This is a genomic window from Methylobacterium sp. WL7, assembly GCF_008040085.1.
GTDB lineage: Bacteria > Pseudomonadota > Alphaproteobacteria > Rhizobiales > Beijerinckiaceae > Methylobacterium > Methylobacterium mesophilicum.
On record NZ_VRVG01000082.1, the window covers coordinates 1 to 24,441 of the forward strand.

The window sequence follows — 24,441 nt, forward strand, 5'->3', positions numbered from 1 at the left end:
GGTGCCGACGGTCAGCGCGTGGGCGGCCATCAGGGCGAAGGCGGCGAGCAGGAGGACGCCGAGCAGCGCCAGGACGAGGTCGGAAGTCCGCGGCGGCGGCGCACCGGCCCGGTGCCGGGGCGGGGGTGCCCGGTGCAGCAGGAGGTGATGGCGCGGCATGCGCCGGGTCGGGAGCGTGCGCGGCATCTCAGCCTCCGCTGGCGAAGGTCTGGCCGGCCGAACCGGCCAGGTGCTCGACCACCGGGCCCAGCGCCAGGGACGGGAAGAAGGTCAGCCCGCCGACGATCAGGATCACGCCGACCAGCAGCCCGATGAACAGCCCGCCATGGGTCGGGAAGGTGCCCGCCGAGGCCGGCAGCGTCTTCTTGGCGGCGAGCGAGCCCGCGATGGCGAGCACCGGGATCTTCACGAAGAACCGGCCGACCAGCATCGCGAGGCCCAGGGTGCTGTTGTAGAACAGCGTGTTGGCCGTGAGCCCGCCGAAGGCCGAGCCGTTGTTGGCCGCCGCCGAGGTGTAGGCGTAGAGGATCTCGGTGAAGCCGTGCGGCCCGGCATTGGCCGGCCCGGCGAGGCCCGCCGGCAGCACGGTCGCCAGCGCGGTGCCGCCGAGCATCATCAGCGGCAGGCACAGGATGCCGAGCATCGCCATCTTGACCTCCCGCGCCTCGATCTTCTTGCCGAGGTATTCGGGGGTGCGCCCGACCATCAGGCCGGCCACGAAGATCGCCACGATGACGAAGACCAGCATGCCGTAGAGGCCGGCCCCGACGCCGCCGATGACGACCTCACCGAGCTGCATGTTGATGAGCGGGATCATGCCGCCGAGCGCCGTGAAGCTGTCGTGCATGGCGTTGACCGCGCCGCAGGATGCGGCCGTGGTCACCACCGCGAACAGCGCCGAGGCCACGATGCCGAAGCGGATCTCCTTGCCTTCGAGGTTCCCGCCCGCGAGGCCGAGGCCGTTGAGTACGGAGCTGCCCTGCGCCTCCGCCCAGTAGGTGACGAGGACGCCGGCCAGGAACAGGATCCCCATCGCGCCGAGGATCGCCCAGCCCTGGCGCTCGTCCCCGACCATGCGGCCGAACACGTTGGTCAGGGCGGCCCCGATCGCGAAGATCGACACCATCTGGACGAAGTTCGACAGCGCGGTCGGGTTCTCGAACGGGTGCGCGGCGTTGGCGTTGAAGAAGCCGCCGCCGTTGGTGCCGAGCATCTTGATCGCGACCTGGCTCGCCACCGGGCCGATCGCGATGGTCTGCCTTGCCCCTTCCAGCGTGGTCGCGTCGACCGAGGCGCCGAGCGTCTGCGGGACGCCCTGCCAGACCAGGAACAGCGCGTAGGGGATGCAGAGCGGCACGAGCACGTAGAGGGTCGCCCGGGTGACGTCGACCCAGAACGACCCGATGGTGCCGGTGGAGGCGCGGGCGAAGCCGCGGATCAGCGCCACAGCGACCGCGATGCCGGTGGCCGCCGACAGGAAGTTCTGGTGCGTGAGCCCGAGCATCTGGGCCAGGTACGAGAGCGTCGTCTCGCCCCCGTAGGCCTGCCAGTTGGTGTTGGTGACGAAGCTCGTGGCCGTGTTGAAGGCGAGGTCCGGCGCCACGGCGGCCTGTTCGGCCGGGTTGAGCGGCAGGAACGCCTGCAGCCGCAGGATCGCGTACAGCACCGCGAATCCGAGCAGGTGGAACAGGATCACCCCGCCCGCATAGGCGAGCCAGTGCTGCTCCTGCCGCGCGTCGATGCCGGCGACGCGGTAGAAGGCGCGCTCCACCGGAGCCACGATCGGCGACAGGAGCGTACGCTCCCCATTGAAGACGCGCGTCATGTAGAGCCCGAGGGGCTTCACGAGCGCCAACACGACCGCGCAGTAGAGCGCGATCTGCATCCAGCCGTTGAGAGTCATGGGAGGGGTCCGTCCGTGCCGCTCAGAACCGCTCGGGGCGGACGAGGGCGTAGGTGAGGTAACCGAGTAGCCCGAGGGTCACGAGCGCGCCGAGGGTCAGGTCGAGGGTCATGGCAAAGGTCATGGACGCGCCTCGTCAGAGGCGGTCGCAGAGGACGGCGTAGCCTTCGCCCAGGGCGAAGAAGGCCAGTCCCGCAGCGATGAAGATGAGGTCGAGCATGACGGGGTCCGTTTCGGTTCTGCGGGCGGCCGGCGGCCATGCCGCGACCGATCCCGTCCGACCCGGATTGTGGGCGGGAACCACGTTAGGGTTCGAGATGGAGAGGCGGGCGATCTTATAAGGATCGCATGAGGATCGGCGGGGTAGGGCCGTGCTTTCATCGGGCCCGCAGGCCGCGGCGGGCCCGCTCTCCCGTGCGGGCCATCGGGTTCACACAACGCTGCCGGATGAGGGCGAAGGCTCACCTCAAGCGCGTCTCACTCCCCCCTTTGCGGACTGGCGTATGCACACATCGTCTTCGGCGAGGCGCGCCGCGCCGCGCGCTCCTCCCCTGGCGACCTACGGTATTCACACATCCCTGGCCGAGACGCGCTCTCCTCCCCCCTTGCGGGGAGGGGAAAACGCGCATTTCTTCCAGAACCTTAGTGTTCCGGAAAGACGTGTGAATCCGTTAGCCCGCAGAGGGGGGAGGGAGGGCCTGTGCCTACCTCGGAGCGACTTCTCTTCCGGACGAGAAGCATCCGACCCGCGTTCCGTGAAGCCGCGATTTTACAAAGGGTAGGAGACGCGCGCTTGGCCGTCCGCCCGGGCCAAGCCACTGCCCCCGAGCCGGCAAAATCTGCCGCGTGGCCGATCCTGCCGGCCCACCGCCCGCCTTGGCCCTTGGAATCACAGGCAAAATTCTGGACCACAGCGTGCATCGTCCCGAAAAAGGACTTTCGCGAGGACGTATCATGTCGGTCGGTTCGGTCACCAGCAGCAGCCTCCAGCGGGATCTCATCAGTGCCCTGCGGCAGACGCGCGGTGCGTCGGCGCAGCAGACCGACGCGAACGCGTTCGCGGTGGCGAGCGACGGCGCGAGCCCGTCGGCCGGCGCGGCGGCCACGACCTCCTCCGGCAGCAAAGCGTCCAGCCCGGCGCTGTCGAACGACCTGATGGCATCGCTGCTGAAGGTGCAGTCCGACTTCAGCCAGATCAGCGCGCAGGGCGGCTTCGCGGCCCCCACCTCCGCGCAAAGCATCACCGAAGCATCCACCGACGGTTCGGATGACGGCCAGACCCAGGGCAATGCCGCGCCGGCCCGTGCCCATCACGGCCATCATGCCCGCATGGCCGGCGCCGAGGGCTCCGACTCCGTGGCGCCCGGCAGCACCGCGGTCGCGGCGACGTCCGGCCCGGCGACGGGCGAGACCGACGCGTCCGGCGGGATCCAGGACGGCCTGCAGGCCCTGCTGCAGCAGGTTACGAAGGCGATCGCCGCCTATACCGCAGCCGGGCCGGTCGGCCTCGCGGCCTCCGCTCTCTCGACCTCATCGAAGACCTGATCGGACCCACTTCACCCTCCGCGACGGACCAGGCCGGGATCGCAGGCCGAAGGCGACGCAAGCACCGCCCCGAAGCGGCGGCTCGCCAATACGCCTTTCCGGGAGGTTCGATACGGCTTGGCGGCAGCGGGGATGCGGCATCCGGGACGATGAACTAGGTTTCGGGCATCGTCGGCCGTCCCGGAGATCGCCATGCCCCTCACCGTTCCCGTCATCCTCGGCAGCGTCCGAACCGACCGCATCGGCATCCGGGCGGCTCGGTTCCTGATCGCCAGGCTCGAAGCGCGCGGCCACAACGCCCCGCTGATCGACCCCGCCGAACTCAAGCTCCCGCTGCTCGACCGGATGTACAAGGAATATCCGGCCGGCACCGCCCCGGAGCCGTTGGAGCGTCTCGCGACACTGTATCGCCAGGCGGACGCCTTCCTGGTGGTTTCGGCCGAGTACAATCACGGTGTTCCGCCGGCTCTTTCGAACACTCTCGACCACTTCCTCGAAGAGTATTACTGGCGGCCATCGGCGATCTGCTGCTATTCGGCCGGCCAGTTCGGCGGGGTCCGCGCTGCGATGCCGCTCCGCGCGATGCTCGCCGAGTTGGGCATGCCGAGCATTCCGTCGTTGCTGCCGATCCCGCGCCTGCAGAAGGTGCTCGGCGAGGATGGCACGCCGGCGGATGACTGGATCGAGAAGGCGGCCGGTCGGTTCCTCGACGAACTGGCGTGGTATGCCGAGGCCCTGCACGAGCGGCGTCTGCGCGGGACCCCTTACTGAACCTCCATCGCGCAGTCCTCAGCCGTCGACGAAGGTCTTTCCACCTGGGCAAGTCTGAGGATCCGGCCCGAACAGAGGCTGCCTGCTCCGGCCGCGAACCGGTCATCTCTGCGGGCTCGCATCGAACCGGGAGGCGGACCGAACAGGCCGGGCGACGACGCCATCGGCACGCGCTCGCATTGACCTTTAGCGGGGCGAATGCGCCTATCACCCAAAGATCTAAAGGCAGAACCCTTCGCGAAAGCTGGATTTTCTGTCTTTCATGGCGAGAATATCTTTCAATCTATAGTCTATACGTCCGCGCTGAAGCGATCGCGTCCCGCACTGATCGACTCTTGAAATGAGGAACTGTATTGCGCTGTTGCAAAAAGGTGGCTGCGCGGTCCGGGGAAGTGTGAGATCTTCTTTCCGTTCCCAGTCGCGGACCCGGCCCAATGAAACTCGACGAGAGGGCGCTCCTTCAGGAGCGCGTGCGAACGCTTGTCCTGCGTCATGCCCTCGAGGCGGCGCTCGACCGTCTGGCGGCGGCTACCCGCGAGGCTGGAAAAGAGGCGACGGCCGAATTCCAGAGCCTGGAACAGTCGCTGCTCTCGGCGGCCCGCAGCCTCGCGGATCGTGCCAGCGCCCAGAAGCTGGCCGTGCTGGTCGCTGTCGAGGATGCCAGTGCGACGGTGCGGAGTGCCTTCGACAACGCCCATAGCCGCCTGGACACCCGTCGGACGGACGTGCTCTCCGCAGCCGCCCCCCCTGAACGCGGTCGCGGCGTAAGCAGAACCGCGCAAACACCGCTCGGGACGCCCGCCCGCGGCTGGATGTCGGGGAGGACGGGCGCTGTGGTGCGGCGCGCCCGCCCTGGATCTCTCGCGCCCGCGGCGCTCGACTTACCGGCGGACGATCACTGCTTGGCGCGGTTGATGATCGCCCAGAGCGCGTGAGCCACGGGCTCGGACACGGTGCGGCGGTACTTGCGGTGAACGAGCTGGCCGTTGTGGAACACGTCCTGCTCGACGTAGAGCCGCTCGCCATCCCACCGGACGATGTTGTCGGATTCGATGGTCTCCTCGACGCCGAGATCCCCACGCAGGATCGTATTGCCAGTCTGGGTCAGCATACGCGCGTCCTCGTTCACGCTGTTGGTTCGGCGCAGGGGAGCATCGTCGCGGCGCGCGCGGCGAAGCCCCCGCATGGGGCTACCATAGGAGGGCACCGCGATACGCGCCAGCGATGCCGCCGACGCAAACGGATGACCGTAACCGCGAGGACGAGCGTCGCGCCCGGGAAGCGGCCGAGCACGCCGATGATCGTGTGCCGGTCGGAGATGCCGCATGTGCGCTTCGGCACGCCGGATCGGGCGGTTGAGTGCGATGCTTCTGGTACGCGTCAGGGCTGCACTCAGGTCTCTGCCTGAGTCGTCAACGTCGCGACGGAGGCGCCCATGTTCGCTCGCCCGCTCCGATACGTCGCCCCGGCGCTCGCAGGGCTCAGCCTGATCGCTCTGCGGCTCGCCAGCCCGTTCCTGACCCCGGCTCCGCCGCCCGGCGCCGCCGAGGACCGGCGGGTCGTGTTCCGGCACTACCTCTGACGAATCGACACGGCGGGAGCCGGTCGCGGCCTCAGCCGCGCCGGTCCAGCACCACGCGCGGCACCGTGCAGGCGGGCAACGCCGAGGGGCCGAGGACGATATCGCCCTGCTGCGGGTTGTTGACCGTGAAGGGGGCGGTCTCCTGCGTCCCGAAGAAGCCCCGGCCGAGCTGCGTCGCGAAGAACTCGTCGCTGCCGAACCGGACGAAGCAGCGATCGAGCACGGCCTCGTAATCGAAGGTCGCCTGGGTGACCGGGCTGCCCCCGGCCTCCGGAAGCCCGCAATACGCCGAGATCGCGATTTGGCCGGGCTGCGACAGCCGCACCGGCAGCGACCGGCCCGGCAGCAGGGTCGCGGGCGGTCCGCCGTCCTGGCGGGCGACCAGCACGTAGGTCGAGCGGTTGTAGATCCGGCGCAGGCAATCCGCGGACGCATCGGAGACGGTCAGCACCATCCCGACCAGACCGAGCGCGACGCCGGCCAATCCGCATCCAATACGCTTCGTCACCGCACATCCTCCGCCGATCGGCCGATCCATCAGCAACGCGGCCGGCGGTGACTTGAACAACGCCCGGCATCGCCGCGCAAGGCGAACGCGGCAACAGCCGCCGCGTTCGATGCGGCCGGGGCGAAATCGGCTTGGGTTCAGCGGCGCTCGTAGAGCAGGCGCGCCCGGATCGTGCCCGGGATGGCGCGAATCTCGGTGAGCAGCGTCTCGGCGTCGGCGTTGGTGGCGTCGGTCTCCAGCACCACGTAACCGACCTCGCCGTCGGTCTGGTAGAACTGCGCCGCGATGTTCACGTGGCTGCGGGAGAACACGTCGTTCAGGCGCCCGAGCATGCCCGGCAGGTTGCGCTGGACGTGGATGAAGCGGGTACCGGTCGGACGGGCCGGAAGCTGGACCTGCGGGAAGTTCACCGCCCCCACCGTCGAACCGATATCGGAATAGTCGATGAGCTTGCGGGCGACCTCGGCGCCGATGCGCTCTTGAGCCTCCTCGGTCGAGCCGCCGATATGGGGCGTGAGGATCACGTTCTCGATGCCCTGGAGCGGGCTCTCGAAGGCTTCCGCATTGGAGCCGGGCTCCACCGGGAACACGTCGATGGCCGCACCCTTGAGATGGCCGTCGCGCAGGGACGCCGCCAGGGCGTCCAAATCGACCACGGTGCCGCGGGCGTTGTTGATCAGGAAGGCGCCCGGCTTCATCGCCCGGATCTCGGCCGCGCCGATCATGTTGGCGGTCGCCTCCGTCTCGGGCACGTGGAGCGAGACCACGTCGCACTGGCCGAGCAGGTCGTGCAGGGTCTTGGTCGGCTCGGTGTTGCCGTGGCGCAGCTTGTCGGTGTGGTCGTAGAACAGCACCCGCATCCCCATGGCCTCGGCGAGCGTCGAGAGCTGGGTGCCGATATTGCCGTAGCCGACGATGCCCAGCGTCTTGCCGCGCACCTCCAGGGAGCCCGCCGCCGACTTGTCCCAGCGGCCGGCATGGGCGCCGACCGAGCGCGGCACGATCCGGCGTAGCAGCATCACGATCTCGCCGATCGTCAGCTCCGCCACCGAGCGGGTGTTGGAGAACGGCGCGTTGAACACCGGGATGCCGCGATGGCGCGCGGCCTCCAGGTCGACCTGGTTGGTCCCCACCGAGAAGCAGCCCACCGCCAGCAGCCGGTCCGCGGCCTCGAAGGCCGCCCCGTCGAGCTGCGTGCGCGAGCGGATGCCCACCATGTGCACGCCCTGGAGCGCCTGGTGCAGAGCCTCGCGGTCCAGCGCCTTCGGCAGCCGGGTGAGGTTGGTGTAGCCGGCCGCCTGCATCAGCGCGACGGCGCTGTCGTTGATGCCTTCGAGCAGCAGGATTCGGATCTTGTCCTTGGGCAGGGATAGCTTGTCGAGCGTCATAGGCGTCGTTCGTCCGGCGGCGGGACGGTCGCGCGCCGCAGCGCCGGGGCCGATCCGCAGATCTGAATCGCGCGCAGCGTTACGGTCCTGCCCTGTGCGATGCAACATGGTGCCGGGCACGGCAGGTCTGCACCGCGGATGTGCATCCGGCGCGGACCACCCGGGTGGGCGGCATCGCGTGCCGCATATTCGAGCACTGTCGATGGACGACAACAGTCAAGCGAACGGAACCACTGACAACCTGGAGTATTATAAGTCCCAATATTGCATGCTCCGCCCTACAGCTCGGCCCCGCGTCGGCTTCGTCCACGGTTTTTCGCTATGCACGTCCGCACCGGCTTCACCATCGCGTTCGACACCTTCGGCCCGACGCCGATGAACCTGCTCCTGAACGTACGACCGGAGCGGCGAGGCGACCTCGTCACGCCGGAGGTGATCACCTTCGATCCACCGGTTGCCGCGCGGCAGCACGTGGACGCCTTCGGCAATGTCTGCACCCGCATCGTCGCCCCCGGTGGGCGGATCACCATGGCGGCCGACTTCACCATCGCGGACACCGGATTGGCCGATACCCGGGCGCCCGAGGCCCGGCAGATCCCCGTGCAGGACCTGCCGGACGACGTGCTGATGTACCTGCTCGGCTCGCGCTACTGCGACACCGACAAGCTGTCGGGCATCGCGTGGTCGCTGTTCGGCTCCACGCCGGAGGGCTGGGCGCGGGTCCAGGCGATCGTCGACTTCGCCCACGCGCGCCTGCGGTTCGACTACCAGCAGGCCGACGCCACACGCACGGCCTTCGACGGCTACACGCAACAGGTCGGCGTCTGCCGGGACTTCGCCCATCTGGCGATCGCCCTGTGCCGGTGCATGAACATCCCGGCCCGCTACGCCACCGGCTACCTCGGCGACATCGGCGTCCCGAAGGACCCGGCGCCGATGGATTTCTCGGCGTGGTTCGAGGTCTATCTCGAAGGCCCCGAGGGCGGCCGCTGGTACACGTTCGACGCCCGGCACAACCAGCCGCGGATCGCCCGGATCGTGATGGCCCGGGGCCGCGACGCCACCGACTGCGCGCTGACCACCAGTTTCGGGACGGCCTATCTGGTTCGGTTCGACGTCCATACCGACGACGTCGAGGAGACCCGGGCGATGCTGGCGCAGGCGGCCTGACCGGAGCGGACCCGAGCGGGAAATCCCGCTCGGTTGAAGTCGTTAAGCCGATGCTGTATGGAGCGCGCGTCCTCCCGGATTCCGCTCGCGCGCGCTCATTTTCCGAGCGCCCGCCGCGTCGCCGGCTGGATCGCCCTCGTCATCCGTATCGACGCGTCGGCAAGCCGGATCCCGCGGGACCGGCCGCCTCTCCCTCAGGGTTTCGGGAGGGGCCGCGGCGAACCGGGGGTGCGTGCAACGCGAGCCGCCGACGCAAAGGGCCTCCGATGGGGGCCGTTCAGGAGAGAGAATGACCGCAGGTACCGCTCTGGGGCGTGGCCCGAGCCGCGATGATTTCGCCGCCCTCCTCGAGGAGAGCTTCCTCGAGCACGAGATCACCGAAGGGTCCGTCGTCAAGGGTCGCGTCGTCGCGATCGAGAAGGACGTGGCCGTCATCGACATCGGCGCCAAGACGGAAGGCCGTGTCGCACTCAAGGAATTCACCGGCCCCGGCCGGGAAGGCGAGCTGAAGGTCGGCGACGAGGTCGAGGTCTACGTCGACCGGATCGAGAACGCGCTCGGCGAAGCCGTGATCTCGCGCGACAAGGCGCGCCGCGAGGAGAGCTGGGTCAAGCTCGAGAAGTCGTTCGAGAACAACGACCGCGTCACCGGCACGATCTTCAACCAAGTCAAGGGCGGCTACACCGTCGACCTCGACGGCGCCGTGGCGTTCCTGCCGCGCTCGCAGGTCGACATCCGTCCGGTCCGCGACGTCACCCCGCTGCTCGGCACCCCGCAGCCGTTCCAGATCCTCAAGATGGATCGCCGCCGCGGCAACATCGTCGTGTCGCGCCGCACCGTGCTCGAAGAGAGCCGCGCCGAGCAGCGCTCGGAGCTGGTGGCCAACCTCGAGGAAGGTCAGGTCATCGACGGCGTCGTCAAGAACATCACCGAGTACGGCGCCTTCGTCGACCTGGGTGGCATCGACGGCCTGCTGCACGTCACCGACATGGCGTGGCGCCGCGTGAACCATCCGTCCGAGGTCGTGACCATCGGCCAGACGGTCAAGGTCAAGATCATCAAGATCAACCACGAGACGCACCGCATCTCGCTCGGCATCAAGCAGCTGCTCGCCGATCCGTGGGAGGGCATCGCCGCCCGCTACCCGGAGGGCGCCAAGCTCAAGGGCCGCGTGACCAACATCACCGATTACGGCGCCTTCGTGGAGCTGGAGCCGGGGATCGAGGGCCTGATCCACGTCTCCGAGATGAGCTGGACCAAGAAGAACGTCCATCCGGGCAAGATCGTCTCCACCTCTCAGGAGGTCGAGGTTCAGATCCTGGAAGTCGATCCGGTCAAGCGCCGCATCTCGCTCGGCCTCAAGCAGACCCTGCAGAACCCCTGGGAGGCCTTCTCCGAGAAGCACCCGGTCGGCTCCGAGGTCGAGGGCGAGGTCAAGAACAAGACCGAGTTCGGCCTGTTCATCGGCCTCGAGGGCGATGTCGACGGCATGGTCCACCTGTCGGATCTCGACTGGAACCGTCCCGGCGAGCAGGTCATCGAGGAGTTCAAGAAGGGCGACATGGTCCGCGCCCAGGTTCTCGACGTCGACGTCGAGAAGGAGCGGATCTCGCTGGGCGTGAAGCAGCTCGGCGGTGACCCCTTCGCCGAGGCCGGCGAGATCAAGAAGGGTCAGATCGTCACCTGCGAAGTCGTCGAGGTGAAGGATTCGGGCGTCGAGGTGAAGATCGTCGACACCGACATGACCACCTTCGTCCGCCGCGCCGAACTCGCCCGCGACCGCGGCGACCAGCGCCCCGAGCGTTTCGCCGCCGGCGAGAAGTTCGATGCCCGGGTCGTGCAGTTCGACCGCAAGGCCCACCGCGTCCAGGTCTCGATCAAGGCCCTGGAAGTGGCCGAGGAGAAGGAGGCGATGGCCCAGTTCGGCTCCGCCGATTCCGGCGCCTCGCTGGGCGACATCCTCGGCGCGGCCTTCAAGAAGGCCCGCACCGACGACGAGTGAGACCCGATGGTTTCGCCGCCCGGTTCAGCCGGGCGGCGGCTTCGGATCAATAAAAAAGCCTGCGCGGGACACCAGTCCCGCGCAGGCTTTTTCATGCCGTCTCCGGCGGCGAAGTCGTCATCCTGCTGATCGGCATGGCTCAAAGGCCGCTGGATCGCGCGACGTGATTGCATGATGATGGAATGCAATCATTACCGTCCGGCGTCGGGGGTTGGGTCGATGCCGTCCATCACGATCCGCAATGTTCCCGACGCGGGGCATCGCGCCCTGCGTGCGCGGGCCGCATTGCACGGTCGCAGCACCGAGGCTGAAATCCGCAGCATCCTCGAACAGGCCGCGAAGCCCGAGGGCCGCCTGAAGCTCGGATCGCTACTGGCGTCCATCGCGCGCGACGCCGGCGGGATGACCGAAGCCGAAGCGGAGCACCTCGAAGCGATGCGCGATCAGGCACCGGCCGAGCCGATGCGCTTCGAATGATCGTCCTCGACACCACCGTGATATCCGAGCCTTGGACGGCCGAGCCGGATCCAAAGGTGGTCGCCTGGATCGATGCGCAAATGGTCGAAACGCTCTACCTGTCCACGATCACCGTGGCTGAGCTGCATTTCGGCTTGGCGACGATGCCGGACGGAAAGCGGCGCAGGATCTATCAGGATCGTCTGGAACGCGAGGTCCTGCCCGCCTTCTCGGGGCGGATCCTGTCCTTCGATCTGCGCGCCACCCAGGCCTATGCGGACCTGATGGCGCGGGCGAGGGCGGCCGCCAGAGCCTTGCCGGGCGGACGGCTACATCGCTGCCACCGCCGCCGCGCACGGCATGACGGTCGCGACCAGCGACATCGGTCCGTTCGAGGCGGCTGGCCTGACCGTCATCAATCCTTGAAACGAGATGCCGTGAGGCGAAGGCGCCGACACTTTGCAAGACGCGTCATGCCCGCACGGTTTGCTCAATCGCCCGACGGCCCGGCTTGAGGGTCTGCAGGGTGCCACCGCATTTTCTTCGCGTGGCCCATATCCAGGTCCGCGGAAAATGCTCTAGAACACCGGCCTCGGGCGGCTCCGGCCGCGCGAGGCAAAGGAAACCAAGGACTTGCCCGGCGCGGGACCTCGCCCCCGCACCCCGTCACGGGGCCGATCCGGGGAGGCGAAGGGAAGCGACCGCATGGCAGCCGACGCCGAACTGCTGATCGACCGCCGGCGCCTGCGCCGCAGATTGTCCCTGTGGCGGGTGCTCGGGATCGGCGGCCTGATCGTGGCGGTGGGCGCCGTCGGCTACCGGGTCCGGACCGGCCCCGACGGCGCCTTCGCGGTCCGCCCGCAGATCGCCCGCATCTCGGTCTCGGGCTTCATCGCCGGCAGCGAGTCGACCGCCAAGCTGATGAAGCGGGTCGGCGAGTCCGACGCCGTGAAGGGCGTGATCGTCTCGATCAACTCGCCAGGCGGCACCACCACGGGTTCGGAGGAGATCTTCCGCAACCTGCGCGCGCTCGCCGCCAAGAAGCCGATGGTCGCCTTCGTGGACGGCACCGCCGCCTCGGGGGCCTACATCACCGCCATCGCGGCCGACCACATCGTCGCGCGCGAAACCAGCCTGGTCGGCTCCATCGGCGTGCTGTTCCAGTATCCGGACCTTTCGGGCCTGCTCGACAAGGTCGGGGTCAAGGTCGAGTCGGTGAAATCCTCGCCGCTCAAGGCCGAGCCGTCGGGCTTCACGCCGACCACCCCGGAAGCGCGCGCCGCCCTGGCCGCCGTGGTCGGCGACACCTACGCCTGGTTCAAGGGCCTGGTCGCCGAGCGCCGGGGCATGGACCCCGGCCAGCTCGCCGTGGTCTCGGACGGACGGGTCTTCAGCGGGCGCCAGAGCGTGCCCCTGAAGCTGGTGGACGAGCTGGGCGGCGAGCGTCAGGCCGTCGTCTGGCTCGAGAACGACAAGGGCGTCCCGAAGGACCTGCCGATCAAGGATTGGAAGCCCAGCAAGGAGAGCGACTTCTCCCTTTGGTCGGCTGCCGGGGTCGGCGCGGACCTGCTCGGCCTCGACGGGCTCGCGGGGCGGCTCCGCGCCGTCGGCGCCCAGGCCGAGACCGCCGGCGGCGGCCTTCTGGTCCTGTGGCGCCCGGAGCCCTGAGCGCCGCCGGACGAAGAAGTCCAGTCGCCCGCCCCGATCCCCCGAGAAGACCAGACGCCATGATCAAGTCGGAGCTCGTTCTCAAGATCGCCGAGCAGAACCCGCATCTCTACCAGCGCGACGTCGAGATCCTGGTCAACGCGATCCTCGACACCATCTCGGATGCGCTGGCCCGGGGCGACCGGGTGGAGCTGCGCGGCTTCGGCGCCTTCTCGGTCAAACGTCGAGAAGCGCGGCGGGGACGCAACCCGCGCACCGGCGCAGCCGTTGCCGTGTCCGAGAAGGCGATTCCCGTGTTCAAGACCGGGAAGGAGATGCGCCAGCGTCTCAACGCCGCCGGCATCGGCGAGAGTGCGTCGGCCGCCGAGTAGGAAGAGGTCTGTGAGCGCGATGATCCGTTTCCTGAAGAGCCTCGTGCTGCTGCCGATCGCCGCCCTGGTGATCCTGCTGGCGGTCGCCAACCGGGCACCGGTGCCGCTCTCGTTCGATCCGTTCAACGCGGAGGCGCCCGTCTTCAGCGTGAACCTTCCGCTCTACGCGATCCTGTTCGGCGCCGTGGCGTTGGGCATCGTGGTCGGCGGGGTCTTCACGTGGCTCGGCCAGGGCAAGACCCGAGCGAACGTCCGCTACCATCGCCGCGAGGCGACCCGGTACGAGCGCGAGGCGAGCCGGCTGCGGGCCTACGCCCCGGACAGCGAGACGCAGGGCGGCGCCTACACGGTCCCCAATACCGGCCGCACCGCCCTGCCTGCGCCGCGCTGAGCGGAAGCGTTCAGCGGGCGGACCGAGCCGCGGCTACGAAGGCAGCGATCTTAGCCGGATCCTTGAGACCGGGCGCCGATTCGACGCCCGACGACACGTCCACGGCGCCGAGGCCGGTCCGGGCCAGCGCGTCCCGGACATTGCCGGAATGCAGTCCCCCGGACAGCATGGTCCCGTCCGGCAGTTCGGCGCCTTCCAGAATCGTCCAGTCGAACCGGTGGCCATTGCCCCCGGGGAGCGCGGCGTCGGGCGCGGGCTTGGCATCCAGCAGGATCCGGTCCGCCACCCCGGCATAGGCCGCGATCGGCGCCAGGTCGGCCCGGGTCGCGACGCCGATCGCCTTCATCACCGGCCGGCCGGTCAGCGCCCGGATCGCCGCCACCCGGTCCGGGCTTTCGCGTCCGTGCAGCTGGATCAGATCCGGATCGACGGCCTCGACCGCCGCCCGCACCAGGGCGTCGTCCGGATCGACGAGAAGGATGACGCGGTCGGCCCGACCGCGGGCTTGCGCCGATAACCGCGAAGCCTGTTCGAAGTCTACGTGGCGGGGACTTCGAAGAAAGTGGACGAGTCCGATCCAATCCGCGCCAGCCTTCAGCGCCGCTTCAAGGGTAGCGGGCGTGCTGAGCCCACAGATCTTGACGCGGGCCGGTGAAATCGGAGCGGACATGGGGAGAGGTATAGCCGATCTAGTACAGGGTCGGCAGGTAGACGTTCGGGATCGGGAACCCGCTGAACACCACCCGCCCGTTGACGAGCTTCAACGGCGGCAGGGCCTTGAGCGGCGCGGAATCGCCCTGCGACTCCCCCGGCTCGGGCCGCCGGCCCAGGCCCAGGAGGCCGCCCACGAGTTGGCCGACCAGCGCGCCCTTCTCCGAACCGAAGCGCTGGCCCACCACGCTGCCCACCAGGGCATCGACGCCGGCGGCCCGCAGGTCGAGCTGTCCGACGGGCCGGTGCGCGTCGTCGAGGGCGAGCGTGCCCTTCGCCTGGACGCGCTGGGCACCCTTGGCCAGCGAAAGCGCCGTCAGGTCGAGGGTGCCGCCGGCCTGGCGCCAGCGCTCGAGTTCCCGCGGCACCGGCCCGGTGCGCAGGATCGTCGCCTGGGTCAGCGTCGCATCGAGCGACAGGTCGGCGGGGGCGGGGTTGCCGGTGAGCGCGTCGAGCTGCGGAACGGCGGCCTGGGCGAGCCGCAGGCTCACGTCGACCGCGCCTTCGGACTCGAAGCGCCCGGGGGTCGGCCGCGCATGCATTTCGAGGTGCTGACCCGACACCGCGATCGGTCCGGGATCGGCGCCGGAAACCGTGACGTTCGGGTTGTCCACCACGAGCGAGGCACGGGTGAAGCCCTCCGACGCTCCGTGGACGCTCCCCTGGAGCTTGCTCCAGGCGGCATCACCGGTCAGCGCCCCCTGCTCGACATGGAACGGCCCGGCGCTCTCGAACAGGACCAGGCGGGGCTGGTAGACCTGAGCCACCGCGGTCGATGGACCGAGGCGGAAGCGGCCGTCGGACCGCTCCAACGTGACCGCGTTGCAGCGCAGCTCGATCCGGAACGGGTAACCGGTGAGGGAACGGTCGGCGCAGGTCCAGGTACGCCCTGCCGCCGCCTCGCGGGCCATCCAGCCGTCGATCTCGGTCGCCGCGCGTCCCCGGAGCCAGAACCACCCAGCCGACCACGCGATGACGATCAGTGCGAGCAGGACGTAAGGCAGGAACAATCCGAGCCGGAACCGTCGTGCGGTTCGTGCCAGGGAAGCCTGCGCCGCGCCGTCCGGCCGCGTCCGATCCTGCGTCATGCGTCCTGTTTCCCGTCCCCGCCCCGATCAGAGGGCTCGCAGACTCCGCCTTGAAGCCATGCACGGGGCAAAACTGGGGCAGTGCCGGCATCGATCGACCGGTGGGCCGACGATCCACCGCGGGGAACGCCGCTTCCGAAGCGGATCCCGCCTCAGACTTGGGCCGGCTCGATCGTGTCGAACCGCAGGTCGCTGACGATCGCCGCCCGCTCGGCTTCCCCCTCGGCGAGGCGATGCACGTGCAGCTCGGTGGCGCCGCTCCTCCGAACCCGGTCGAGCCAGGTCCTCCGGAGGTGGTCGCGCGGGCTCTCGTTGGAGGTCGCCACCGAGACCATCTCGGCGATGCCGGTATCGTCGCGCCGCACCGCGATCACGACCGCCTCCGCCATCTCGTCGAGGTCGAAGGCGCCGGCCGGATGGACCCCGACGACGTAGCGACGGCCGGAATGCCCGCGCCAGGCCGAAAGCGGGAGGGCCGGCGTACCGCGCAGGCCCGCTGTGGTCTTGAGGCGTTCTTCACGCACATCCTGTCTCCGCGTGCGATCGTCCTTCAGGTCGCGTAGCGCGGCCGACCAGGACAGGGCTCTTATGTTCGCCATTTGTTCCAAACTACCGCGCGATATCCACAGGCGTCAAGCACAACGTTCCTGAGGAGGAATGTGGTATCGGGCCCGGTTATCCACAAGCGACGCGCGTCGGCTCAGCGCCGGCTCGGAGCCGTCGAGCCAGTCTGTTCAGGCCGGAATCGTCAGTGCCTCTGGGCCGTCGCCGCCGTGTGTCCGGCCGCGGTGGAGGCGGGCTGCTCCGCTCCTACGGTCGATCCCGCAGGGCCCGGCTCCAGAAGGGCGTTCGAGGCGGTCTCCAGCCGTTCCTGGGCGAGGGCCTGGAACTCCGGGCGGCCCATGCCCGGCGGAATGGGTTCGAGGAAGTGGATCACGGCGGTTCCGGGCCGGCGGATAAGGCTGTTGCGAGACCAGAACCGACCCGTGTTCAACGCCACGGGCACGCACGGCACCTTCAGAGCCGTGTAGAGGTGCGACAGGCCCTGCTTGTAGGCCGGCGGTGCTCCGACCGCACGGCGGGTGCCTTCGGGGAAGATGATGAGCTGGCGGCCCTCCTGGATCGCCGTGGCGGCAGCCGCATTCATCAGGCTCATGGCCCGGGCGCCCTTGGAGCGGTCGATCGCCACCATGCCGCTGCGGGACAGGTACCAGCCGATCAGCGGGATCAGCAGCAGCTCACGCTTCAGGATGTAGGCGAATTCGGGGAACACGGTGCAGAGCGCCAGCGTCTCCAGGGCCGACTGGTGCTTGGCCGCGATCAGAAGCGGCCCCTCCGGGATGTTCTCGAGCCCGCGGAACTCGACCTTCATGCCGGCGACCACGCGCAGCAGCCACAGCGTCAGCCGGCCCCAGAGGCGGGCCAGCCGTAATACCGCGCGGCGGGAGACCAGCGTGGGCAGGCCGCCGAACGCCAGAAGCGTCGTCATGGCGTAGAAGCAGACGTTGAAGGCAAGTGAGCGCAGGGCGAGCATCGGAATCCGCTTCGTGGCGGTCCTCCTCTAGCGCGCAGAGGCGTCAGCGGCCAAGCGCGCCCGGTCCAGCATCTGGCCGAACGATCATTCGTCTCCGGCCTGCGCGGGACGCCGGGAGAACCCCGCGCCGCGCCCGGCAACCAGCCAGTAAACGAGGCCGGCGCTCGCACCGACGACGAACAGGATCAGCGTCAGGCGCGCTTCCGCGGCGAGAAGCCCTGGATCCGCGCCGGCCGCCGCCGGACGTACGCCGCCGCGGGCGAGCCAGGGGAGGGCGGCGGTCAGTATTCCGGTTCCGGCGCCGTACCAGAGCAGGCCGCGGCGCCCGAACACCTCGCCCGCGAACCCAACCAGGGCCGGTGGCACGAACAGGAGGACGAACAACGCCTGAGCGAGACCGGCGACCAGGAGAACCAGCGCCTCGGGCGGCAGGCCAGCCGAAAGGTCCGACAGGGCCATGTCGACGCCGGCGAGCGCACCGCCAGTGAGCCAGGCATTCGCCGTCGGGTCGATCAGCAGCGCCAGCACGAGGATCCCCGCGCCGGCCGGGACGGCCAGGAGGAGGGCGAAGGCTCCGAGAATCAGACGGCCGAGGAGGTGCATGGCACGCTCATACACCGAAGTTTGCGGACCCTCGCAAAAGAAGCCGCGCCCGCCGGTCAGGGTCGGGCGCGGCTTTGGAATGCGCGGCTCTCTGGATCGGACGGCCGGCGGGACGCCTCAGCCGTGGGCGGGGGCCGCCCCTCCGTGGTCACCGTGCGAGGACTTGCCCCGCAGGCGACCGAGCCAGAGCGAGAAGTGGCGGATCACGACGTAGAAGACCGGGGTGAGGAACAGGCCGAAGAAGGTCGCCCCGATCATCCCGAAGAACACCGCGGTGCCCAGGGCCTGGCGCATCTCGGCGCCGGGGCCGGTGGCGATCACCAGCGGCAGGGTGCCGAGGATGAACGCGAAGGCGGTCATCAGGATCGGGCGCAGGCGCAGCCGGCAGGCTTCCACCGCCGCCTCGACCGGGCCCCGGCGCTCACGCAGTTCGATATCGTGCGCGAACTCGACGATCAGGATCGCGTTCTTGGCCGCGAGGCCGATCAGCACGATCAGGCCGATCTGGGTCAGGATGTTGTTGTCCTGCCCCCGGAACTGCACCCCGGCGAGTGCCGCGAGCACGCCGGTCGGCACCACCAGCAGGATCGCCAGCGGCAGGGCCCACGATTCGTACTGCGCGGCCAGCACCAGGAAGACGAGGAGCACGCCCAGCGCGAAGACGGCGCCGGCGGTCCCGCTGGCGGCCTTCTGCTGGTAGGCGATCTCGGTCCAGTCGTAGGAATAGCCGTCGGGAAGCGCCTTCTTGGCGATCTCTTCCATGGCGGTCAGCGCCTGACCGGTCGAGACGCCGGGCTTGGCCACGCCCTGGATCGGGACCGAGTAGTACAGGTTGAAGCGCTGGACGATCTGCGGGCCGGTCACGTCGCGCACCGAGGCGAGGGTGCCCATCGGCACCAGCGCCCCCGTCGAGGAGCGAACCTTGATCTGCGAGATGTCCTGGATCGACGAGCGGTAGGCGGCATCGCCCTGCAGACGGACCTGGTAGATGCGGCCCAGGGTGTTGAAGTCGTTCACGTAGGTGCCGCCGAGATCCGCCTGGACCGACGAGAACACGTTGGCGAGCGGCACGTTCAGCATCCGCGCGATGGTGCGGTCGATGTCGAGGAAGAGCTGCGGCGTCGCGTTGTCGAAGGTCGTGAACACGCGCTGCACGTCGGCGCTCTGGTTCGCCTGGGCGATCACCTCGCCGGCCGCGGCCATAAGCGGCCCGATCTCCGAGGATTGGCGGCTCTCGATCTGCAGCTTGAAACCGCCGCCGTTGCCGAGGCCGCGGACCGGCGGCGGCGGGATCACGATCACCCGGGCTTCCTGGATGTCGGACGTCGCCTTGAGCACCTCGCCGGTGAGCACCGCGGCGCTGCGCCCCTCGCCGGCGCGTTCCTTGGCCCCGGTGAGCGTCAGGAACATCACGCCGGCATTTGTGGTGTTGGTGAAGGTCGCCCCGTCGAAGCCCGCGATGATGACGGCGTTGGCGATGCCTTTGACCGTCCGGGCCTGCTTGGCGGCGCGCAGCATCACGTCCGTGGTGCGGTCGAGCGACGAGCCGGAGGGAAGCTGGACGACGCCGATCAGGTAGCCCTGGTCCTGGTCCGGGATGAAGCCCGTCGGCGTCGTCTGCGCCAGGTGCAGGGTGCCGGCGATCACCGCGGCGTAGACCAGCAGCATCGCCCCGAGCCCGACGATCCCGCCGGTTAAGACACGGATCGAGCGGCCGTAGGCGTTCGACGTGGCGTCGAAGGCGCGGTTGAAGCCGTTGGCGAGCCAGTTCACGAACCGGGTCAGGAAGAACTTCGGCTCCTTGCGCGCGTGATGCGGCACGAGCAGCAGCTTACACAGCGCCGGGGACAAGGTCAGCGAGTTGAACGCGGAGATCAGGGTCGAGGCCGCGATCGTGAGCGCGAACTGCTTGTAGAACTGGCCCGAGATGCCCGGGATGAACGCCGTGGGCACGAACACCGCCGCCAGCACGAGCGCGATGGCGATGACGGCGCCGCCGACCTCGTCCATGGTCTTGTGGGCGGCATCGCCGGGCGAAAGCCCTTCGGCCATGTTGCGCTCGACGTTCTCCACCACGACGATGGCGTCATCGACCACGATACCGATGGCCAGCACCAGCCCGAACAGGGTCAGGTTGTTGAGCGAGAAGCCGAAGGCCGCCATCGCCGCGAAGGTGCCGATCAGCGACACGGGAATCGCGATCACCGGGATCAGCGCCGTGCGCCAGCTCTGCAGGAACACCAGCACCACGATGACCACGAGGCCGACCGCCTCGAACAGCGTCTTGTAGACCTCCTGGATCGACTCCTCGATGAACTCGGTCGGGTTGTAGGCGATGCGGTACTCGACGTCCGGCGGGAAGTTCTTCTTGACGACCTCCATCACCTGCTTGACCGAGCTTGCCGCCTCCAGGGCGTTGGTGCCGGGCCGCTGGAACGCGCCGATGCCGACCGCGGGCGTGTCGTTGAGGTACGAGTTGGTGGTGTAGTCCTTCTGGCCCATCTCCACGCGGGCGATGTCCTTGACCCGGACGAGGCGCCCGTCCTGGGCCTTGATGATCACCTCGGCGAATTGTTCAGGGGTCTTGAAGCGCGCCTGAGACTGGACCACGAGCTGGAACGCCTCGCCCTTGGCGGCGGGCGGGCCGTTGAGCTGGCCGGCCGCCACCTGCACGTTCTGCTCCTGCAGGGCCGTGGTGACGTCGGTGACCGAGAGGCCGTAGGCGGCGAGCTTGTTCGGATCGACCCAGATGCGCTCGGCGTACTCGTTACCGCCGAACACCGTGATGTCGCCGACGCCGTCGAGGCGCAGCAGTTCGTCACGGATGTTCAGGTAGATGTAGTTGGCCAGGTAGTTCTGGTCGTAGGTCTTGTTCGGCGAGAGCAGGTGCACGACCAGCATCAGGTCGGGCGAGGCCTTGCGCACCGTCACGCCGAGGTTGCGCACGTCCGGCGGCAGGCGCGGCTGCGCAACCGAAAGCCGGTTCTGCACCAGCACGTTGGCGATATCGAGGTTGGTGCCGACCTTGAAGGTCACCGTCAGCAGCATGTTGCCGTCGTTGGTGGACAACGACGTCATGTAGAGCATGTTGTCGACGCCGTTGACCTCCTGCTCGATCGGCGTCGCGATCGTGGCGGCCACGGTCTCGGCGTTGGCGCCCGGATAGGAGGCACGCACGGTCACGGTCGGCGGCACGATCTCGGGATATTGCGAGACCGGCAGGCTCTCGTAGGCCACGAAGCCGAGAATCAGGAAGATGATCGACGTGACGGACGCGAAGATCGGCCTGTCGACGAAGAAGTGGGCGAAACGCATCGGTCAAACCTCTGAGGCCCGCCGGTCACCCGGTCGGGGCCCTGCGTCGTCGGTGCGGCGCACGCGGCGCGGCGCGCACGAATGCAGTCGTGTCGAGCCGGTCAGGCTCACGTCTTGCTCGGGGGCAACTCGACCGTCTCCGGGGTGACCTTGGCCCCCGGACGGATGCGGGCGACGCCGTTGACCACGATGGTCTCGTCGCCCTTCAGGCCGCTGCGGATCACCCGGTAGCCATCGACCTTGGGGCCCAGCACCACGTCCTTCTGCTGGACCACGTTCTCCGGCCCGATCACGTAGACGATGCGCTTGTCCTGGTTGGCGGCGACCGCCTCGTCGGGAATCATCACGCCCTGGAACGGCTTGGTCGCCGGCATCGCGACGATGCCGAACAGGCCGGGCTTGATGAACTGGTCGGCGTTCGGGACGGTGGCGCGCAGCAGGATCGTGCCGGTGGCGTTGTCGACGCGGTTGTCGACGAAGTCGAGGGTGCCCTTGCGGGTCGGCTTCGCCTCGCCCGACAGCGCGATCATGATCGGCACGCCCTTGCCCTGCTGGGTCTGGCCCATGCCGATGCCGAGGCTGCTCTGGTACTTGAGGAACGACTTCTCATCGACCGTGAAGCTGAACCAGATCGGGTCGAGCGACACGATCGTCGTCAGCATGGTCTGGTCGGCGCTGACGATGTTGCCCTCGGTGACCAGCCGGCGGCTGATCCGGCCGTTGACCGGGGCCTTCACCTCGCTGAAATCGTAGTTGAGCTGCGCGTTGTTGAGCGCCGCCTGGGCGCTGTCCACGTCGGCCTGGGCGGTCAGCGAGGCCTGCCGGCGCTGATCGGTGACCTGCTCGGAGATGTTGCCGCTCCGCGACAGGGTCTGGGCGCGCTCGAGATCGGTCTGCGAGAACGACTGGCGCGCCTTGGCGGAGGCCAGGGCGGCCTGGGCCTGCTCGAGGGCCGCCTTGTAGGGCCGCCGGTCGATCACGAACAGCAGGTCGCCCTTCTTCACGGTCTGGCCGTCCATGAAGTTGATCTTTTCCAGGTAGCCGGTGACCCGGGCCCGGACCTCGACGTAATCGATCGCGTCGAAGCGGCCGGTGTACTGGTCCTGCTCGACGATCTCGCGCACCACCGGCTTGGCCACGGTGACCTTCGGCGGCGGACCGCCGGGCGCCTGGGCGTACGCGGTCTGGGCGAGCGGCCCCGCGAACAGGAAACCGGCCGCGAGACCGGAGAGCACGGGGAAGAGGCTGGAAAGCCGGCTGCGCATCGGGTCCTGCTGTCCGTTGGCCGACCCGTCGGTCGAACCGAGCTTGACGATGTGTCCTTGTCAGACGCGCCGTACCCTACGCGCCCGATTGCTCATTGTGCGAGAGCGCACATCGCGGCCCGGGACGGCCGGATTGTTTCGGCGGGCTACTCGATTGCTTCGCCTGCGGCGTACCAATCCTTGAAGCCGCCCTTGTAGTGCTCGGAGATGTCGACGCCCGCCTTCTGGGCGGCCATCAGCGCGTGAACCGAGCGGACGCCCGACCCGCACGACAGGACCGGCCGGCGGCCATCGGCCGCGATCAGGGCGGCCACGGCCTGAGGATCGAACGTGGACAGCGGATGCAGGACGGCGCCGGGGATGTGCCCGGCCTCGTATTCGTGGTCTTCGCGCACATCGATGACCAGCATCGTGCCGTCGCTCAACCCGCGTTTGACCGTTTCACGATCGAGGTCGACCACCTGCATTGGCGGATCTCCGTTCCGTCCACCCTGTGCCAGCCCTATGGACTGACGCTTTCCCTTATTCGTCAGGGCGGGGCCGCGCAACTCGCGGCGATCGGCCCGGTCCCGTCAGAGCGCCGCGAGCGTCGGGCCGACCGCCGCGAAATGTGCGTCCCAGGTCGGCGGCACGTAGCCGTCGAGGCGCCCGGCGAGCTCCGCGCGCAGGGTGGCGTCCGGCCGGGCGAGTTCCGCGATGGCGTCGGCCCAGCCAGGCCCATCGAGGGGATCGCGGAACAGCGCGAAGCCTTCGGCAATCTCCCTGTGCACGGGAATATCCGAGGCCACCACCGGAAGACCGGAGGCCGCCGCCTCGACGATCGGGATGCCGTAGCCTTCGGTGAACGAGGGCATCAGCAGCGCGGTGCAGCTGCGGGTCAAAGCCGCGAGGCCGTGCGTGGAAAGCCCCGTCACCTCGACCGCGTGGGCGCGCACGCCGGGGCAGCGTTCCAGCATGTCGATCGCGCTTTCGGCCTCCCAGCCCCGGCGCCCGACGACGACCAGGCGAGGCGTCGCGGCGCCGTACCGCTCGGCGAGGCGTCGCCAGAGCTGGAACAACAGCAGGTGGTTCTTGCGGGATTCGATCGTGCCGCAGACCAGGAAGGTCGGCCGGTCGGGCTGGAGGCGCGGCCCCGCGCGCCCGAAGGCGGGCTCGACGCCGAGATGGCCCACCGCCACGGGCGGCCGGCCAAAACCCTCGGCGGTCAGATGGTCGAGGGTGCGGGCGCCGGTATCGGCGGAGTTGACCAGGATCGCGGCGGCGTGCCGGCCGATCGTGCGCATCCGGAGCCGGTGCCGGTCGGCCTCGCCGGCACGCCCGTATTCCGGATGGGTGATCGGGATGAGGTCGTGGACGAAGAACGCCGCGCGCACGTCGCGCCGGTCGTAGAGCCAATCGAATCGGCGCGGGTTGTCGAGGCGCAGGTGCGATGTGTGCAGGTAAAGCGCGTCGCGGGGCAGGGCGGCGAGCGACCGGCCGCGCGCGGCGATGTCGGCCGCGGTCCGGGCCTGGATCCGACGGCGCTGCACACCCTCGACCGGGGTGGCCTGCGCAGGCGGGGCGGAGGCCAGCGGCGCGCCGAGCCGCGCTGCGAGACCGCGATAGACCGGATCCGAGAGCGCGTCCCGGTCCTCGACCCAACCCGCCGCCACCGCCTCGACGATGGCGAAGGCGCGCTCCCGGTCGAGTACCCGCGGTCCGTAGGCGGTAGAGACCACGCCCACGGCCGGTCCGGGCTGCCCCAGATAGAAGCGTGCGTAGGCGAGATCGACCCGGTCGATCCCCGACGGGCTGGCATGGCGCAGCCGTGTGACGAGGCGCGTGAGATCGAAGGCAATCGGTCGGTCCGTCATGGTCCTCGACAGCGTGGCGCGAGCGTTGGGCGCGATGAGACGCGGAGCGGAGGCTTCCCGTAACCGCCCCGGCGGGAGACGGCCAGGGTCGCCGATCCGGCATCGAGGGCTTGCGCGGGCGCAGCGCGGCGGCTAAGAGCGCCGTGCCCATGTGGCGTCGGAGTGTAGCGCAGCCCGGTAGCGCACCTGTCTGGGGGACAGGGGGTCGTCGGTTCAAGTCCGGCCACTCCGACCATTATATCTCAACGACTTAGCTCTCGTTTCAGCCACCGCCCTCCTCACCGTTTGCTGCATCGTTTGCTAAGCGGGTTGGCTTT

The 24,441-nt window shown here is 68.9% G+C and carries 26 protein-coding genes, 1 tRNA gene and 1 pseudogene; 12 read left to right on the forward strand and 16 right to left on the reverse strand.

What is annotated here, in order from left to right; all coding sequences use genetic code 11:
* The 4 genes from FV233_RS19120 to FV233_RS30435 all read right to left on the reverse strand — a co-directional run.
* A partial coding sequence (locus FV233_RS19120) for a hypothetical protein (protein ID WP_147898442.1) occupies positions 1-186 on the reverse strand: 186 nt, incomplete at its 3' end.
* Position 187: 1 nt separating this feature from the next.
* A complete protein-coding gene (kdpA, locus tag FV233_RS19125; protein ID WP_147898443.1) occupies positions 188-1,903 on the reverse strand; it encodes a potassium-transporting ATPase subunit KdpA in 1,716 nt (571 codons plus the stop codon).
* 22 nt (positions 1,904-1,925) lie between these two features.
* On the reverse strand, positions 1,926-2,027 hold the full coding sequence (locus FV233_RS19130; RefSeq protein WP_210247817.1) for a K(+)-transporting ATPase subunit F: 102 nt from the start codon (positions 2,025-2,027) through the stop codon (positions 1,926-1,928).
* A 12-nt stretch (positions 2,028-2,039) separates the two neighbouring features.
* On the reverse strand, positions 2,040-2,207 hold the full coding sequence (locus FV233_RS30435; RefSeq protein WP_187278166.1) for a hypothetical protein: 168 nt from the start codon (positions 2,205-2,207) through the stop codon (positions 2,040-2,042).
* Between the two features lie 650 nt (positions 2,208-2,857).
* On the opposite strand from FV233_RS30435, the gene FV233_RS19135 reads away from it, so the two are divergent.
* The 3 genes from FV233_RS19135 (at position 2,858) to FV233_RS31240 (ending at position 5,154) form a co-directional block, all read left to right on the forward strand.
* A complete protein-coding gene (locus FV233_RS19135; protein ID WP_147898444.1) occupies positions 2,858-3,448 on the forward strand; it encodes a cell wall anchor protein in 591 nt (196 codons plus the stop codon).
* Between the two features lie 192 nt (positions 3,449-3,640).
* Positions 3,641-4,219 carry an NAD(P)H-dependent oxidoreductase gene (locus tag FV233_RS19140; protein ID WP_147853713.1) on the forward strand — a complete coding sequence of 193 codons (579 nt, stop codon included), beginning with the start codon at positions 3,641-3,643 and terminating at the stop codon, positions 4,217-4,219.
* Positions 4,220-4,653: 434 nt separating this feature from the next.
* On the forward strand, positions 4,654-5,154 hold the full coding sequence (locus tag FV233_RS31240) for a hypothetical protein (protein WP_246690032.1): 501 nt from the start codon (positions 4,654-4,656) through the stop codon (positions 5,152-5,154).
* On the opposite strand, the gene FV233_RS19150 is transcribed toward FV233_RS31240, so the two are convergent.
* A complete protein-coding gene (locus FV233_RS19150; RefSeq protein WP_007559916.1) occupies positions 5,115-5,330 on the reverse strand; it encodes a hypothetical protein in 216 nt (71 codons plus the stop codon). The genes FV233_RS31240 and FV233_RS19150 overlap by 40 nt on opposite strands.
* Before the next feature lie 324 nt (positions 5,331-5,654).
* On the opposite strand from FV233_RS19150, the gene FV233_RS30440 reads away from it, so the two are divergent.
* Positions 5,655-5,801, forward strand: a complete 147-nt coding sequence (locus FV233_RS30440; RefSeq protein WP_187277645.1) for a hypothetical protein — start codon at positions 5,655-5,657, stop codon at positions 5,799-5,801.
* 31 nt (positions 5,802-5,832) lie between these two features.
* Here the strand turns inward: FV233_RS30440 and FV233_RS19155 are convergent, their stop codons facing one another.
* Positions 5,833-6,309, reverse strand: a complete 477-nt coding sequence (locus FV233_RS19155; RefSeq protein ID WP_147898445.1) for a hypothetical protein — start codon at positions 6,307-6,309, stop codon at positions 5,833-5,835.
* Between the two features lie 137 nt (positions 6,310-6,446).
* Positions 6,447-7,697 (reverse strand): phosphoglycerate dehydrogenase, encoded by a 1,251-nt coding sequence (serA, locus tag FV233_RS19160; RefSeq protein WP_147898446.1) that lies wholly within the window; start codon positions 7,695-7,697, stop codon positions 6,447-6,449.
* Between the two features lie 321 nt (positions 7,698-8,018).
* Here serA and FV233_RS19165 point away from each other — a divergent pair, with 321 nt between their 5' ends.
* From FV233_RS19165 to FV233_RS19195, 7 genes and pseudogenes are all read left to right on the forward strand, one after another.
* Positions 8,019-8,867, forward strand: coding sequence for a transglutaminase family protein (locus tag FV233_RS19165; protein ID WP_147898447.1), 849 nt, complete (start codon positions 8,019-8,021; stop codon positions 8,865-8,867).
* A gap of 289 nt (positions 8,868-9,156) precedes the next feature.
* Positions 9,157-10,869 carry a 30S ribosomal protein S1 gene (gene rpsA / locus FV233_RS19170; protein ID WP_147853718.1) on the forward strand — a complete coding sequence of 571 codons (1,713 nt, stop codon included), beginning with the start codon at positions 9,157-9,159 and terminating at the stop codon, positions 10,867-10,869.
* 219 nt (positions 10,870-11,088) lie between these two features.
* Complete coding sequence (locus tag FV233_RS19175; RefSeq protein ID WP_147898448.1) at positions 11,089-11,346, forward strand: plasmid stability protein stbC; 258 nt, start codon at positions 11,089-11,091, stop codon at positions 11,344-11,346.
* A pseudogene (locus tag FV233_RS19180) lies at positions 11,343-11,751 on the forward strand (type II toxin-antitoxin system VapC family toxin). The gene FV233_RS19175 and the pseudogene FV233_RS19180 overlap by 4 nt, the downstream one beginning before the upstream one ends.
* Positions 11,752-12,030: 279 nt before the next feature.
* Positions 12,031-12,993: a signal peptide peptidase SppA gene (sppA, locus tag FV233_RS19185; protein ID WP_147853720.1), complete on the forward strand. Its 963-nt coding sequence runs from the start codon at positions 12,031-12,033 to the stop codon at positions 12,991-12,993.
* A gap of 59 nt (positions 12,994-13,052) precedes the next feature.
* On the forward strand, positions 13,053-13,364 hold the full coding sequence (locus FV233_RS19190) for an integration host factor subunit beta (protein WP_091785957.1): 312 nt from the start codon (positions 13,053-13,055) through the stop codon (positions 13,362-13,364).
* Positions 13,365-13,383: 19 nt separating this feature from the next.
* On the forward strand, positions 13,384-13,755 hold the full coding sequence (locus FV233_RS19195) for a LapA family protein (protein WP_147898454.1): 372 nt from the start codon (positions 13,384-13,386) through the stop codon (positions 13,753-13,755).
* Between the two features lie 10 nt (positions 13,756-13,765).
* Here FV233_RS19195 and FV233_RS19200 read toward each other — a convergent pair whose 3' ends face one another.
* The 9 genes from FV233_RS19200 to FV233_RS19240 all read right to left on the reverse strand — a co-directional run bounded on the left by FV233_RS19200 (position 13,766) and on the right by FV233_RS19240 (position 24,124).
* Entirely contained in the window at positions 13,766-14,425 is a 660-nt protein-coding gene (locus FV233_RS19200) for a phosphoribosylanthranilate isomerase (RefSeq protein ID WP_187278167.1), read from the reverse strand.
* 19 nt (positions 14,426-14,444) lie between these two features.
* Entirely contained in the window at positions 14,445-15,554 is a 1,110-nt protein-coding gene (locus tag FV233_RS19205) for a DUF2125 domain-containing protein (RefSeq protein ID WP_147898449.1), read from the reverse strand.
* 152 nt (positions 15,555-15,706) lie between these two features.
* The gene (locus tag FV233_RS19210) at positions 15,707-16,153 is read right to left on the reverse strand and encodes a hypothetical protein (RefSeq protein WP_147898450.1); all 447 of its coding nucleotides are present in this window, start codon (positions 16,151-16,153) and stop codon (positions 15,707-15,709) included.
* A 149-nt stretch (positions 16,154-16,302) separates the two neighbouring features.
* Positions 16,303-17,088: a lysophospholipid acyltransferase family protein gene (locus FV233_RS19215; protein ID WP_238260308.1), complete on the reverse strand. Its 786-nt coding sequence runs from the start codon at positions 17,086-17,088 to the stop codon at positions 16,303-16,305.
* Positions 17,089-17,172: 84 nt separating this feature from the next.
* Positions 17,173-17,691: a hypothetical protein gene (locus FV233_RS19220; RefSeq protein WP_147898451.1), complete on the reverse strand. Its 519-nt coding sequence runs from the start codon at positions 17,689-17,691 to the stop codon at positions 17,173-17,175.
* Between the two features lie 117 nt (positions 17,692-17,808).
* Positions 17,809-21,006: a multidrug efflux RND transporter permease subunit gene (locus tag FV233_RS19225; protein WP_147853723.1), complete on the reverse strand. Its 3,198-nt coding sequence runs from the start codon at positions 21,004-21,006 to the stop codon at positions 17,809-17,811.
* A gap of 107 nt (positions 21,007-21,113) precedes the next feature.
* Positions 21,114-22,271, reverse strand: coding sequence for an efflux RND transporter periplasmic adaptor subunit (locus FV233_RS19230; RefSeq protein WP_147898452.1), 1,158 nt, complete (start codon positions 22,269-22,271; stop codon positions 21,114-21,116).
* 146 nt (positions 22,272-22,417) lie between these two features.
* Positions 22,418-22,738, reverse strand: coding sequence for a rhodanese-like domain-containing protein (locus FV233_RS19235; RefSeq protein WP_147853725.1), 321 nt, complete (start codon positions 22,736-22,738; stop codon positions 22,418-22,420).
* 105 nt (positions 22,739-22,843) lie between these two features.
* Positions 22,844-24,124, reverse strand: coding sequence for a glycosyltransferase family 1 protein (locus FV233_RS19240; protein ID WP_147898453.1), 1,281 nt, complete (start codon positions 24,122-24,124; stop codon positions 22,844-22,846).
* Positions 24,125-24,282: 158 nt separating this feature from the next.
* On the opposite strand from FV233_RS19240, the gene FV233_RS19245 reads away from it, so the two are divergent.
* A tRNA-Pro gene (locus FV233_RS19245) sits at positions 24,283-24,359 on the forward strand.
* The last annotated feature ends 82 nt before the right edge of the window (positions 24,360-24,441 follow it).

What these genes read in the sequence shown, in the direction of transcription:
- kdpA (WP_147898443.1), bottom strand. Translation starts at nt 1,903, where the DNA reads ATGACTCTCAACGGCTGGATGCAGATCGCGCTCTACTGCGCGGTCGTG.
- FV233_RS19130 (WP_210247817.1), bottom strand. Translation starts at nt 2,027, where the DNA reads ATGACCTTTGCCATGACCCTCGACCTGACCCTCGGCGCGCTCGTGACC.
- FV233_RS19135 (WP_147898444.1), top strand. Translation starts at nt 2,858, where the DNA reads ATGTCGGTCGGTTCGGTCACCAGCAGCAGCCTCCAGCGGGATCTCATC.
- FV233_RS19140 (WP_147853713.1), top strand. Translation starts at nt 3,641, where the DNA reads ATGCCCCTCACCGTTCCCGTCATCCTCGGCAGCGTCCGAACCGACCGC.
- FV233_RS31240 (WP_246690032.1), top strand. Translation starts at nt 4,654, where the DNA reads ATGAAACTCGACGAGAGGGCGCTCCTTCAGGAGCGCGTGCGAACGCTT.
- FV233_RS19150 (WP_007559916.1), bottom strand. Translation starts at nt 5,330, where the DNA reads ATGCTGACCCAGACTGGCAATACGATCCTGCGTGGGGATCTCGGCGTC.
- FV233_RS30440 (WP_187277645.1), top strand. Translation starts at nt 5,655, where the DNA reads ATGTTCGCTCGCCCGCTCCGATACGTCGCCCCGGCGCTCGCAGGGCTC.
- serA (WP_147898446.1), bottom strand. Translation starts at nt 7,697, where the DNA reads ATGACGCTCGACAAGCTATCCCTGCCCAAGGACAAGATCCGAATCCTG.
- FV233_RS19165 (WP_147898447.1), top strand. Translation starts at nt 8,019, where the DNA reads ATGCACGTCCGCACCGGCTTCACCATCGCGTTCGACACCTTCGGCCCG.
- rpsA (WP_147853718.1), top strand. Translation starts at nt 9,157, where the DNA reads ATGACCGCAGGTACCGCTCTGGGGCGTGGCCCGAGCCGCGATGATTTC.
- FV233_RS19175 (WP_147898448.1), top strand. Translation starts at nt 11,089, where the DNA reads ATGCCGTCCATCACGATCCGCAATGTTCCCGACGCGGGGCATCGCGCC.
- sppA (WP_147853720.1), top strand. Translation starts at nt 12,031, where the DNA reads ATGGCAGCCGACGCCGAACTGCTGATCGACCGCCGGCGCCTGCGCCGC.
- FV233_RS19190 (WP_091785957.1), top strand. Translation starts at nt 13,053, where the DNA reads ATGATCAAGTCGGAGCTCGTTCTCAAGATCGCCGAGCAGAACCCGCAT.
- FV233_RS19195 (WP_147898454.1), top strand. Translation starts at nt 13,384, where the DNA reads ATGATCCGTTTCCTGAAGAGCCTCGTGCTGCTGCCGATCGCCGCCCTG.
- FV233_RS19200 (WP_187278167.1), bottom strand. Translation starts at nt 14,425, where the DNA reads ATGTCCGCTCCGATTTCACCGGCCCGCGTCAAGATCTGTGGGCTCAGC.
- FV233_RS19205 (WP_147898449.1), bottom strand. Translation starts at nt 15,554, where the DNA reads ATGACGCAGGATCGGACGCGGCCGGACGGCGCGGCGCAGGCTTCCCTG.
- FV233_RS19210 (WP_147898450.1), bottom strand. Translation starts at nt 16,153, where the DNA reads ATGGCGAACATAAGAGCCCTGTCCTGGTCGGCCGCGCTACGCGACCTG.
- FV233_RS19215 (WP_238260308.1), bottom strand. Translation starts at nt 17,088, where the DNA reads ATGCTCGCCCTGCGCTCACTTGCCTTCAACGTCTGCTTCTACGCCATG.
- FV233_RS19220 (WP_147898451.1), bottom strand. Translation starts at nt 17,691, where the DNA reads ATGCACCTCCTCGGCCGTCTGATTCTCGGAGCCTTCGCCCTCCTCCTG.
- FV233_RS19225 (WP_147853723.1), bottom strand. Translation starts at nt 21,006, where the DNA reads ATGCGTTTCGCCCACTTCTTCGTCGACAGGCCGATCTTCGCGTCCGTC.
- FV233_RS19230 (WP_147898452.1), bottom strand. Translation starts at nt 22,271, where the DNA reads ATGCGCAGCCGGCTTTCCAGCCTCTTCCCCGTGCTCTCCGGTCTCGCG.
- FV233_RS19235 (WP_147853725.1), bottom strand. Translation starts at nt 22,738, where the DNA reads ATGCAGGTGGTCGACCTCGATCGTGAAACGGTCAAACGCGGGTTGAGC.
- FV233_RS19240 (WP_147898453.1), bottom strand. Translation starts at nt 24,124, where the DNA reads ATGACGGACCGACCGATTGCCTTCGATCTCACGCGCCTCGTCACACGG.